This window comes from Streptomyces sp. NPDC097595, assembly GCF_044761525.1.
GTDB classification, from domain to species: Bacteria; Actinomycetota; Actinomycetes; order Streptomycetales; family Streptomycetaceae; genus Streptomyces; species Streptomyces drozdowiczii_A.
In genome coordinates, this window is the sequence record NZ_JBIWCN010000007.1 from 182,617 (window position 1) to 195,133 (window position 12,517).

6 protein-coding genes are annotated in these 12,517 nt (G+C 67.8%); all 6 read right to left on the reverse strand.

The genetic code is table 11. The features are described from left to right. Window positions 1-541 precede the first annotated feature (541 nt). The 6 genes from ACIQZN_RS13815 to ACIQZN_RS13840 are packed head-to-tail and all read right to left on the reverse strand — an operon-like array spanning window position 542 to window position 11,785. Complete coding sequence (locus ACIQZN_RS13815) at window positions 542-2,470, reverse strand: DUF2357 domain-containing protein (RefSeq protein ID WP_403992056.1); 1,929 nt, start codon at window positions 2,468-2,470, stop codon at window positions 542-544. Further along, window positions 2,467-4,833, reverse strand: a complete 2,367-nt coding sequence (locus ACIQZN_RS13820) for a hypothetical protein (RefSeq protein ID WP_403992059.1) — start codon at window positions 4,831-4,833, stop codon at window positions 2,467-2,469. Before ACIQZN_RS13820 ends, ACIQZN_RS13815 begins: the two co-directional genes overlap by 4 nt. Before the next feature lie 4 nt (window positions 4,834-4,837). Continuing rightward, on the reverse strand, window positions 4,838-6,286 hold the full coding sequence (locus ACIQZN_RS13825) for a hypothetical protein (RefSeq protein WP_403992062.1): 1,449 nt from the start codon (window positions 6,284-6,286) through the stop codon (window positions 4,838-4,840). Beyond that, complete coding sequence (locus ACIQZN_RS13830) at window positions 6,270-9,683, reverse strand: DEAD/DEAH box helicase (protein WP_403992065.1); 3,414 nt, start codon at window positions 9,681-9,683, stop codon at window positions 6,270-6,272. Before ACIQZN_RS13830 ends, ACIQZN_RS13825 begins: the two co-directional genes overlap by 17 nt. After that, a complete protein-coding gene (locus ACIQZN_RS13835; RefSeq protein ID WP_403992068.1) occupies window positions 9,680-11,077 on the reverse strand; it encodes a lipopolysaccharide kinase InaA family protein in 1,398 nt (465 codons plus the stop codon). The genes ACIQZN_RS13830 and ACIQZN_RS13835 overlap by 4 nt, the downstream gene beginning before the upstream one ends. A gap of 33 nt (window positions 11,078-11,110) precedes the next feature. Further along, a complete protein-coding gene (locus ACIQZN_RS13840) occupies window positions 11,111-11,785 on the reverse strand; it encodes a VWA domain-containing protein (RefSeq protein ID WP_403992071.1) in 675 nt (224 codons plus the stop codon). Between the last annotated feature and the right edge of the window lie 732 nt (window positions 11,786-12,517).

A 12,517-nucleotide genomic window follows, 5' to 3' on the forward strand; every position in this document is an offset into this window, starting at 1 on the left:
CGTGTCCGGCCGCCCTAACTGCCCGGGCGGTGGCGCGTGGCCGCATCGGGTACTCACGCTCCCTGCGGCTTCGTCACCGATGTGCGGTGTGGTGCGGCTGCTATTTGTCCCCGGCTGAGGGTCACCCGCCCAGCCCTCCCGCAGGCGCATTGGGCCACTGGGCACGGTGGTCCGGGGGACGGGTGTTGCCTGAGCGGTGGTGGAGCTCTCGCATGCGACACAGCTGGCAGACAGGTGAGTTCTCGACTCTCCTCGACCCCGGCCGCGATCCGCGCCCGGTGCACGTTCACGGGCTCCCCCGTGCGTGTCTGGTCGGCCCACTCGCCTTCGAGGGGATGGCTCCGTGCTTCGGGAGCACGTCTCGATATGCCGCGCGGCGGCCGGCCGACGAGGGGGCGGAAGGGGTGGCGTCACGTCGTCCTGGGAGACAGCAGATGTCAGGACGAGACGATCCTCTCCCGTTGTACCCCCACCGGCCGACTCGGCGGCCTCTTCGGTTCTGAGCCAACTGACCGCAACGAACGTCGGACCAAACGCCCAGTCAGTGTGGGGCCTGAGTCGAACATCCGCGTGGGCAGGAAACGGCTCGAGTCGCCTGGCCGCAGGTGCTGCACGCTGGGCAGATGAACTGACCGGTGCCCTCCGACGCCCAGCACGGGGCAGCCAGAAAGGCGCCACCGAGACGGCCGTCGAGGTCGGACTCGGTGGCTCCGGCAGCGGCGGAGCCATCCGATTCCAGTAGAGGGAAGGTCCGTCTACAGGCCATGCAGCGGCGGAGCTCCCACCGGGTGCGGCACGCGGAACAGAGTGCTGCGAACAGACCGCCTTCGCGGGGCTCGAACACGGTCTGACGCTGAGAGCCGGTCTTGGCGCACACTGGGCACACTTCGATCAGTTCGGCCTGGACGGCTGCGTCCTTCAATGTCTCGGAAACAGTCCGCAGTCGCTGGACTTCGTGCTCCGCTGCTCGACTACTGCCGTGCCGCCCTTGGGTCGTCTTGAGTAGGGCGGAGAGCTGCTCCAGCTCTCCCGAGACCGGGGCGCGCACGACCGCCACACCGTCGGGATGGGGCTCGAGCCAGTCACAGGTCGCCACAGTGGAACGCGTGCCGGCGGGCACGGGGACCGTGAGAGGGTAGCGGCGCGCGTCGGCGCCCAAGGTGGCCCATTGGACGGCCCGCACTAGACGGCTGACGCTGAAGATGTCCAGTGGGGACAGCGGGGCAACGCCGACATGCTGTCCGGACGCATCGCCGTCGCCGTGCCCGATCCGATACGCCGCCCCGGTGACGTGGGGCTCTGCGTCCTGGCGTTTCTGGAGCAGCCCCGGATGCACGATGAGGTCGTCGCACTCGGTGGCCGGCCGGTCACGACGGACGCCTGAGATCGAGGCAGCGATGGAGGCTGCGTCGGGAGCCGTGCACAGGTCGATCGTGAACGGAATGACGCGCAGCGCCTGGCGGTCATGCCAGTGAAGGGTGAAGTCGCCTGTCCGGGACCAGGTGAACGTCAACTGCTGACCGCGCATGCGGAAGCGGGTGGTCCGGCCAGGGGCAGGAGCCGGCTGATGGGCGTCCGGGGTGGCCTGAAGCAGTGTGCAGGCGAGGAGCAGTAGGAGGCCGGTGAACCGTTCGAAGGCGACGCGGACCTCCTGGCGGCGCTGAGCGGTCTCGGCCTCCCCGGGGCGTACGGCGGCGACGGTGACGCAGGCCTGCCAGAGTGAGGCCACCCTGCGGTAGTGCGGGTCGCTGCTGAGCAGATTCGTGGGGTGCAGTTCGCGCGGTGCAGAGCGGTGGTCGACCGCGCGCGCCAACGGTGAACTCAGCATGACCTCCACTACCGCAAGCAGCGATTCCAGGGTCCGCAGACGCGTTCCTGCGGCCGCCCGTTGCCGACCGGAGTCCTCGATGTTCCTCAGCAGGCCGGCCAGGTCCCGCCGGGCCCGCCAGGAGGTCTCCTCAGAAGTCATGAGCAGACCGTGTACATCGTCCGTCATCCTGCTGAGGTCCCTGAGCTGTGTGATCCGCTGTTGCAGGTGCGACCGCATGACATCGAGGACAGCTACGGCGACGCGGTTCTCGTAGATGTCGGCGTCCTCCTCGCTGCGCCGGGCCAGCAGACGGCTGGGGCGCACGCCGGCGAGCGTGTGCGAGGCCCAGTCCTCGGGCCGGGAAGCCAGGCGCGCCGGAGCGCCGGAAGCGATCGAGCGGACCCGGGAAGTCGGCACCACTTCCTCCACCGTGCGCAGACGCGTGTACGGACGGTGGCAGACTGCGCGCAGCGCACCGGACTCGCGCTCGAAGACGTCCTCCAGCGGCAAGGCCTCGGCCTCCTCGGCGACATCGAGGATGATCGGGGGCATGGTCAGCCAGTCGTCGAGCGTGGCGGCTTCGCTGAGACGGGCTGACAGGGCCAGAAGGTGACGGACGAGAAGGGAGTCCAGTCCCGGCTCGGCTGCTTCCCGCTTCATTGCCGACCCCGTGAGCGGAGCTCGTCGTCCAGCAGCCGTCGCGTCGCTGTCGGTTCGTGAGCGCCGTCGAACCGCCTCAGACTTTCGACGAGGTCGGCGCGCAATGCGTCGAGGGTGTCGCTATGGATGTCGTACCGTCCCCGGACCGAGCGCAGGATGCGTGTGGCCAGAAGATGGTCCAACGCCTCACCCGGGCTGCCTCCGGCGGAGACCACGACGGGTGCGAACTGCTTGATCTGCCTCTCGAGCCGGTTGCCCCACCCGATGCGCAGTTCCTCCGCGAGGCGATCGCGCCAGTGGTTGTCGAGGAATCCGATGATGCCGTCGGCCTGCGCGCCGTAGGTGGCCTGCGCCCGGTCGAAGGACTGGGTGAGAGCTTGATGGCCGAGCGGTTCCGGGAATGCGGGTGCCGTCTCCGGTACGTCCGGGTGCTGCCAGGGCAGCTCCAGGACGAAGGCCCGGTCGTAGGTCTTGTCGGCGAAGCCGACGGTTGTCTCGTCGTGATTGGCGGTGCCGATGAACCAGACGTTGTCCGGGACGGCTAGGTGCGTTCCGTCGATGATCAGGTCGGCAGGGTTTCTGACCGGTGCCGTGGTCAGTGCCAGACTGGGCCGGTCCTTGATGGCCAGTGCCGACAGCACTCCGCTGAAATACTGTTCCGGATGGGAGAGGTTCATCTCGTCGAGGACGATGAAGAAGGGCCGGTCCTTGAAAGCGGGGCACTGGGCACGGTACAGAGCCTTGGTGAACTCGGATTCGTAGAAGATCCGGTCGAAGCTGTTGTAGTAGCCCATGAGGTCCTGCGGGTCGCGCCAGCCGGCCTGGACGGGCACCACGGCGGCGCTGCTGTCACTGCCGAAGGCGATGGCAAGCGCGCGGGCCAGACCGGTCTTCCCGATACCGCTGATGCCCTGGAAGAGATGGAGACGGCTCATCGCCATGCCCGCCAGGACCAGGCGCAGGTCGGACTGACGGTAGGAGAGACCGGCCTGCTGGCGGATGACCGCCTGCAGCTGGTGCACCAGCTCTGGCATAGCCGTCGCGCGTGTGTCGAAGGGCCGGGGCGTGCCGAACTCCCGGTCCATGTACGAGCAGGCCGGAAAAGTCTGGCCTTCCTTGCCGACCTGGGCCGTGGCCCGGAGTTTGGCCGCTTCCTCGTTGAGCAGGTGCTGCAGTTGGTCGTTGGCAGCGCGCAACCAGTTGTTCTGTTCGAGGTAATTCTGACGCTCGTTGACCGCGATGCGATCACGTTGAAGCGCTGACTCCAGTTCCCCGCGCTCCCGAACCAGCTCTTCGTTGTCGGCGGCGAGGCGCTTGACCTGCTGCCTCAGCTGCTCGAGCAGGAGGGCGTCGGCTTGTGGCGCGGCGGCGCTCTCCTCCAGAAGACGCGCGTTCTCGGCGCGAAGCTCGGTCAGGCGCTCGACGACCTGCTCCAGGGTCATGCCCCCCAGCGACGCCAATGCGCCGTCGTACTCGTTGAGTCGGACGCTCAGACGTCCGTGCCCCTCGGTGAGGACAGCAATCCTGTGCCGGCTCTCCTCCATCTGCTGAAGCAACTGGCCGGTACGGCTCGTCACCTCGTGTTCGAACCGTTCCGCACGGGTGACCTGCTGCTCCTTGAGGGCGGCCTTGAGGTGGACGACGTCCTCACGTTCGTCCTCCAGCTGGAGCCGGGCGGATCGCAGATCTCTCTCGCGTTGGGCGAGTTCGCTCTCCTGCTGGTCCAGGGCCGCCTGAGTGTCAGCCAGGCGACGCTGTTCCTCGCTCCACCGTGCCTGTCGGTCCTGGCGTTCGGTGTCCAGCGCGGCCACTGCTGTCCGGCGCTGCTCCGTCAGCCAGGCCTCAAGCTCTCGGCCTGCCTCCAGGCGGCGTTCGGTGAATGCCGCTTCGGCCGCCTGCTCACGGTCGGACAGATCGCGGTCCCTGCGGTCGAGAAGTTCCGTGCGCGAGTCCAGCGCGGCGCTCCTCTCCTGCAGGGCTGTGGCTTCCTCGGCCCGTCGCGCGGCCGCGGCAGTGAGTTCCTCCTGCTCGGCACGGAGCGCCTCCGCCTGCACCGACATCGAGTTCGCCGCGGCTGCCTGGCGCTCGGCGAGTGCACGGTACCGCTGCCAGGCCGACGCGAGGTTGGAGCTCGCGCCGTCGGACCCTGACCCCGCCGCGACCACCACCTGGGCCTCGCCCCCTACCTGCCGTATCTCCTCCAGCAGCGCCGCGGTGTTGTCGGCGCTCTTAGGGTCGGTGGGGGAAACCATCGGGGCCGGCTGACGGGCACGGGCGGCCTCGGTGTGCGGAGGAGCGGGCGGCTGGCCCGGCCAGACCGTCCCCTTGCCCTTCTGACGCGTGCGTGTCTGCCTCTTCCCCATGTCGTCAGTTCACCCTCTTGCTGATTGTGGGTCGGCCGCTGCTCAGACCGAGCAAGTGGCGGGCCGCGTCGTAGGCGAGAGTCCGGATGTGCTCCAGCTCATCAGGGGCCGGTGCGCCGGTCGGTCCGTGCGTCGCGTTGTTGCGCAGGATGCGTGACCGGTCGAGATCCTCCAGGAGGGTGGGGCGCTCGCGGATAAACGCGGCGAGCGGATGCTGTGCGTTCTCCCCGGCCGCCCAGACGGCTCTGATCACGTCTCCAGCTAGCCCGCCGGCCGGTCTGGAGCAGTACTTGCGCATCTCCGGCGGCACGGATGTGGCGCCCAGGCGCTGGGCGGTCAATACGAACGTGCGCTCCCGCACCCCCGGCTCCCTGGATGGTGGGATCCGGGCAGGGAACCGTTCGTTGAGCTCGGGGAGTATGCACTCGAAGATGCGAATGGCGTTGCGCGCGGCGTTCTCCCGTTCCCGCGCGGTGTCCTTCAGCAGCGCCAGCTCGATGTCCGCAAGGTGGGTCAACACCTCGGAGTGGTTCCGGATTTCCTCGCCGAGCATACGTACCACGTCGGCGCGGGCATCCTCGGCGAGCTCCCGGTCGACCTTGCGCGCGGCGGTGGTCCGGTCGTGGCGGCTCTTTCCGAGCATGTCGTCGATCAGCCGGGCCAACTGCTCGTCGGTCTCTGCACGGGTGGCCAGAAGATCTGCGAAAAACCGCCCGTCGCCCACCGCGAACGGGTCCTCCACGGTCCACATGCGTCCGGACCCGTCGTTGCCCTCAACGACGTAGCACACGACATGGGCCGGGTTCGCCGTACCGTGGAACCCGATCCGTCGGGCCGCCCCCACGGAGCTGTCCGGATCGCGGGAAGCACCGCGCAGGCCCCGCGCCGCCAGGTCGTGACTCTTGCAGGCTTCGAGGACATCACGTTCCGACGGGCGCATCCAGGAACCGCCGGCCCGGAGCGTCAGCGCGCTAACCTCCCGGGAGGCGCCAGCAGTACCGAACTGGATGGTGACCCAGCGGCCGCGATGTGCTCGCAGGTCGGCGCGTACGGGATCGGCGACCAGGATACGAGGCAACAGCATCCCGGTGGCCGGGTCCTGGAAGACACGGACGAGCCGGGGCTCCGTCTCGGCGACTTCGCCTTCGGCCACGGTGCGCCGCCCCGCCTCGGTCAGCTGCAGCTCGTGTGCCATCAGCTGCCCCTCCACGAGCCGGGCGATCACCGTGCGGCACAGGGCAGTGTCCAGCCCGATCAACCGGGACAGGTCACCGACATCGCGGACCCCGGCGGCACACAGGCGCAGCACCACGGTCTGGAAGACGTCCAGTGTCCGGGAGTAGCCGGTCGGTGCCGTTGCCTGGTGAACCCACACGGGCAGGAGAACGGGCCGGTACCGTTGGCGGGGGGGAACGGCCAGCTGGAAGACAGGGGTCTCACGGTCGAACGACACGGCCGTCCACTCCCTTCCGGCACAGCTCCAGGAACCCGGCAAGAGGCTTGACCGCCTCCGGACTGCCGGGGCCGAACATGTCGTCGTCGCCCACCACGGCCAGCACCCGCTGCTGGCGGCTCATCGCCACGCACAGCCGGTTGGCGACGGTCAGGTGCCCGTAGGCGCGCTCGGCGTCGTTCCGCGCGACTGGTGTGCAGCTGCGCACAGTGGACAGATAGGTGACCGAGAACTCCATGCCCTGGAAGGCATCGACGGTGCCGACCCGCAATCGGTCGAGCGGCGCGCCGTCCTCGTCACGGCTGAGCCGGGTCACGGGGCGCCACCCGCCCGCATCGGTGAACTCGGCGAGTCCGGCCTTCTTCAGTTCCTTCCACACCTCGGTGACCTGCGCGGCGTAGAACGAGATGACACCGAAGGTCATCCTCGGGTACCGCTCGATCAGCGCGGCTATCTCCGCGGCGATGACGACGGCCTCGGCGTGGCGGGCGCGGCTCGTTCCCCGTTGGGTCTCACCGCCGGCGGACTGAGGCACGGGAACCCATACCGCGGGAACTTCGCCGTATCGTTCGATTCCGTGGGTGAAGTCACTCGCCTCACGGCCGTTGCGTAATTGCCCCTGGTAGAAGTTGTCGCTGACGAAGCTGCCGAGCACCGGATGCATACGGAACTGGGTGTCGAGGCGGACGAACCGGGAGTGCCCGTCGGAGGAGCTGTGCTCCCACTGCCGGGCCAGTCGTTGGAACAGACTCTCCTGCAGCCGCTCACGGACGTCGTCGCCGAGCGAACTCAGCTCGCGCTCCACGTCGGGTTCCAGCATGTGGGGAAGCTGGGCGTGGTCACCGACCAGCACGATCCGGCGGCGGGCCTGGGCGAGAGGGATGAGGAGATCCAGAGGGTTGGCCCGCGCTGCCTCGTCGACGACGACCGACTCGAACGCTCCGTCCCGACGGCCGACATCGACCATGGCTTTGGAAACGGCCTGCTGGCAGGTCGAGGCCAGCGAGACGGTGTAGGCGCGGAGTGTGTCGTCGACACCTTCTGGGTCGCTGCGCAGATCATCCCGGTAATCCAGCAGCGCCGCGGCTATGGCGTCGGGTGACCGGGTCACCGCTTCCGCGAGCTGTGCTGCGAGCCGGTCGAGGAGGTCGACGATAGCGGGATCGGCCACGGTGACCTCTGGAAGCCGGATGCGCGCGGTGAGACGGTCGAGCAGGGTATCGCGCAACGCGGTGAGCTCGTTGAGCAGTTCGGTGTGTGGTGCGGTGACGCTGATTGCCGAACGCAGGGGTTCCTGGTAGGAGATGCCGTCGAACAGCGGACTGTCGGCGAGTGCCAGCCGTGTCAACAGTGCCCGGGCTGTGCGGGGCCCGTCATCGTGGAATCCGGTTGCGGTGCAGCGCAGCGACCGGATGTAGGGCAGCAGATCCGCGCGCACGTCGGGGTCGGCCATGGCGGCGGCTCGCATGCGCTGCTGTTCGGCCCGGTCCCTGTGACTGCGGAGTTCCCCGACCAGTGACGGTTCGGCGATGTCCCCGACCTGGGTGAGTACCTGGTCCAGGAAGCGCGACAGGCTCTCGGGTGGGACCGGCGCCGCCCGATAGGTGGCGGCCAGCTCGGCGGTGGCTCGCCGGGCAGCCAGATGAGGCCCGGCCGGGCGCTCACGCAACCGCAGGTCGGCAGCACGGGCTGCCTCGATACGCCAGGTGTCCAGTGCCACTTTGCTGCCCCGGCCGCGCGAATCCACCTTGAGCGGTGGAAGCCCGAAGACCCAGCCACGAGTGACGAGGTGGTCCACCGCCGCATGCTGGAAACTCGTCAACAGGGTGCTCCCGGCCACATCTCCCCCCTGAGCGAGGTCGCCCAGCTGGTTGACCAGAGCAGCGATCACCTGGGTTTTGCCGGTGCCCGGTGGTCCTTGGATGATCGCGACGTCAGGAGTGTTGAGGGCGGTGAGCACCGCCTCCCGCTGGGCCGACGTCGGTCCGTGAGGAGCGAAGCAGCTGAGCGCGGAGGGGGAGAGCTTCGTGATCCGCTGCCGTGTCGGCTGCGGCCAGGCTCCTCCCTCCAGGAGAGTCGGCAGCGCAGGAATGTGCGTTCCGTCGGTGCGCAGCTGCTGCATGGCCTTTTCGCGCCGGTCGAGCCGACGCTGGTCGCCGCGGTGCGCCAGGTAGAGCCACCCTTGAGGGGGCGGGTCCTGCTGGTTGTTGAGGGTCGCAGTGAGCCTCAGGACCTCGGTGACACTGTCGTATCCGAGAGGTTCACCGACCCAGGCCTTCACCTTCTGCGCGCGGGAAGCGACGAGCCACTCCCGGTCGGTCATCGCGGTGTCCGTCACGGAGGCCGGAAGCCTCTCGGCAGCCTCGAGCTCGACGCGTTCGGCCGCAGCTGTGTTCTCCAACGCGGCTCGGGTGCGTGGCAGGGCCCGGCCGAGGTCCACAGTGAACGCGCAGCGGCCGTCGGACTCGACCTTGACGTCGGTGTAGCGGATGGTTCCGAAGTCGCGGAGGCGTCTCCTGATGTGGCGCGCCTCCAGCTCCTGGTACCTGTCCCACATGGCCAGGTAGCCGTTCTGGCTGGCCACCAGGTCGAGGCCCTGCTTTATCCTCTCGCGGTCCCGCTGTCTGGCGGTCATGTCGCGGAACTCGATGGATCCGACGGCCAGTGCCTTCTGAATGGTGCCGCCTCGGTCATGGACCGAGCTGAGCAAGCGGACGATGCGGTAGCCGGCGCTGTGTTTCTCGACATCGGCCATGAGCCCTGGCCCGTGCACCCGGAAGCCGGCTGCGAAGCTTCCGGCCGGTCCGGCCGAGACCACCATGCGCCTTGCGTCCGCTGGAGCGCCGGGACGGGGCTCCAGAAGGAGTTCGCGTGCCATGAACTCCATAAGCGAACCGACGTTGACGGTGTCCGTGCGGTCCGCGTACTTGGTGGCGTCCTCCAGCACGGCGTCGTCGACATCGAGGAGCAGTCCGGTGCTGAGCGGTACCGCGAGTCCTGTGGCAGGGGCGTAGATGTGAACCCGCACGGTGAAAGGAGTGTCGGCCGCCGACGAGGACTGATGCGGGTTTCCGGTACGGCGCCGAGGCGGCGGGACAGGCGTGGGCGGTTGCGGGCGGACCGGATGTGCGGTCACTGCCACACAAGTGGTCCCGGCCGCCTGGACCCGATCGAGCTTCCGCTCGTCCTTCGGAGTGGCCGGCCTGATCCCGAACGTGGTGGTATCGGTGACCAGGTCCAGTTGGCCTGTAGGCCGGTGATGGAGCCGGACCTCGACGCCGTCGGGGATGGTCTGGTCGGTGAACTCCTGTGGTATTCGATGCCAGAGGAAGGAAAGGAGCACGGGTTCGCCCGGCATACGGGCCGGCATCGCCGGTCTTTTGGTGCGCACGCTCACCCGCTCGCCTCCAGCGTCATCAGACGTACCCAGCGATGGATGACACCCTGCTTGCCGAAGTGAAGTGTCCAGGAACGGCCGTCGACCGGCACGGTTGCCTGGCTTCCCTGACCGATCTCACGCCACGGCCGACCGTCCTGGTGGTCGAGCCAGAGGCTGTCGCGCGAGAGGTTTGACACAGTCACGTCCTGGCCCTGGCACCGCAAATGCGCGACCACCGCATCGAGCTGGTCCGGGGCGGGCGAGGTGTGACGGGCCGTCAGTGTTGTAAGGCTGTCGGGGCGCAGCACGGTGAAGTCGGGCAGAGGCACCTCCGACAGCTCTACAAGGGGAGTGTCGTCTTCGGTACCGACCGGGCCGGTCAGTCCGTGGCGCAGTAGCCAGACCCGTCCGCGGGGCTTGCCGCAGGCCAGACAGGAGGAGGCCGCGGCTCGGTAGCTCCAGTGACACTCCGGGCACTCGACCGTCTGTCCCGCTGCGGAGTGCAGCGCTGCGGCCCATCGGGCAGCCGACGGCCGGACCAAAGGATCGGTCACGGCGTCCACGAAGCACCGGGTGGCCAGGCCCCACAGCTGACCGGACAACACCTCTTCCCGTGGTGTGATGCCCAAGGTGCACTCGTTGGTGCGGTCAGTGGGGTGATCGATCCAGGGAAGGCGGAAACAGTCTGCGTACTCCTGTTGGTAAGCGGGAGCGGAGTCCAGAACGTCGTCACCACGGAACGGGTGACTTGCCGTGAGGGTCTCGAAGATCAGGACGGCGAGTGCGTGCGCGTCGGCCAGCGTCGTGGCACCACTGCGCCCGGATACGATTTCCGGTGCCCCGTATCCCGGGGTGTGCACCGGCGCAGATGCGACAGTCGAGACAAGACCGAGATTGTCCACGTCAATGAGGCGGATCTCCTGCTGCTCGGGAGCTGCGGAGACCAGCACGTTCGAGGGCGACAGGTCCTGGTACACGATGGCGCGTGAGTGAAGCCGGGCGACGGCACCCGCGAGTTTGGCGAGCAGCCGCAGTCGGCGTTCCAGGCCGCCGGTGCGCACGTACCAGGCCGCGAGGTCTTCCTCGTCGGGCACACACAACGTGTCCAGCGGCACCATCTCGTCGGCGAGTTCCATCACATAACCGAGCTTCGGCGGAGCGAGCAGGGCGAGGACGCCCGCCAACGGAACGCCGTCCAGTGGCAAGCGCTGGATGCGGCGCAGTCGCGTGTGAACGGCTTCTGCCGCTTCCTGAGTCGAAGCAGTGATCATCTTGATGGCGGTACGTCCGCCACGGGCCAGCCATACCTCGCCCTGGCCGCCGGCACCTATCGAGTGGGACAGCGGCCACAACTGGTGGTACTCGTCCTCGACGGGCCGCAGCAGACCGTCGAGATCCCAGCGCGATGCCACGGATGCTTCCTCTCGCTGCGTTCTCCGACAGGGTCAGGCGCCGAATTCGGACAGATCGTCGGGGCGCAATACCGGTGCCCGATCCGGACGAGTGCTTCGAGCCTGCTGAGTGACGGTGACCGTGACCCAGCGGAAGTACTGCTGGATACGTCCGACGTCATGTGCCTCGAACACGCCGTTGGCCTCGTCGCTGGCGAAGCGGCGCAGTACGGCCTTCGCCTGTTCGGTCATGTCGGGACCGATGGCGACAGCCAGCCGGTTGGCGCGAGAACCCTTGGGGGAGTCGAGCAATCGGTCGAGGGCCTCTTCCCACTCGTCAGTGGGCATGCCGTCGGAAACGAGAACGAGAGTGGGAGAGAAGGAGCGGGCCGGGACGGCTGACTCGTCGCGCAGCACCTCGTCGGCGAGTCCGAGGGCCGCGCCGAGCGGGGTGCCTCCCGAGGCTTCCATGTCGATCCAGGAAGCCTCGGCCGCGGGCACCATGTCTTGGTGCAATTTGGCCTGGTTCTGACTGAAGGCGATCACACCGACGTGGATGGTGCCTCGCCCGACATCGGCGGTAGCGAAATCATCGAGCATGTGGCGGATGCACTCATTGAGTACATCGATCTTCTCCCGGGGTTCCCCCATGCTTCCGCTCACGTCCGCCAGTACAAGCACCGGCAACGGACGAGCCTTGGCAGCCATGAAACGCGGCGCGGCACTCACGATGTCCCCCCATCGCTCCCACCACACCATGGGCTGCACGTCGTAAGCCCAGTTGCGGCAAGGCCTTTCCTAACGCTGAAGCAGACAAGGTACTACGAATCACGCTTGGGCGTGATCAGACATAGCAACAGATTCGCTGGGGAGGGCGCCCGTCTCCGACGACCGGTCCGCATGGACGTAACCAGGTACGGGGAGGGTTGCCTTAACGGAGTGTGGTGGACACGAACAGGAGCAATACCAACCGTCAGGTCAGGTTGTCGTTCCTGGGCGGTGTCGGCGAGGCCTGACTGTACGGGTCATGTCCGGCCGCTCCAACTGCCCGGGCCGTGGTGCGTGCCGCATCGGGTACACACGCTTCTGCCGCTTCGCCACCGAGGTGTAGTCGTGGTGCGAGCCTCTCTTCGCTCCTGGCATCGCCCGCTGACGAACCACCCGTTTCCTCTACCTCGCAGGCGAAGTGGGCCACTGGGCTCGGTAGTCCGACGGACGGCTGTTGCCGTGTCTGACCGGGCGGAGCGGGGCCGCACCGCCGTGCACTTCAGCCTCGCGTGGGACACAGGTCCCCCGTGAACAGGAAGCCGCCGTCGCCGGACGCGATCGTGGTCGCCGGAGCCGCACTGGTCACTGTACGGATCATCCTGGAACCGTCGAAGCACCTGCCCTACCGTGCGAGCGGCAATGTACTCGTCTCCTGCATCCGGGTCTCGCAAAGCCTTGTCCACCCGTTCGAGA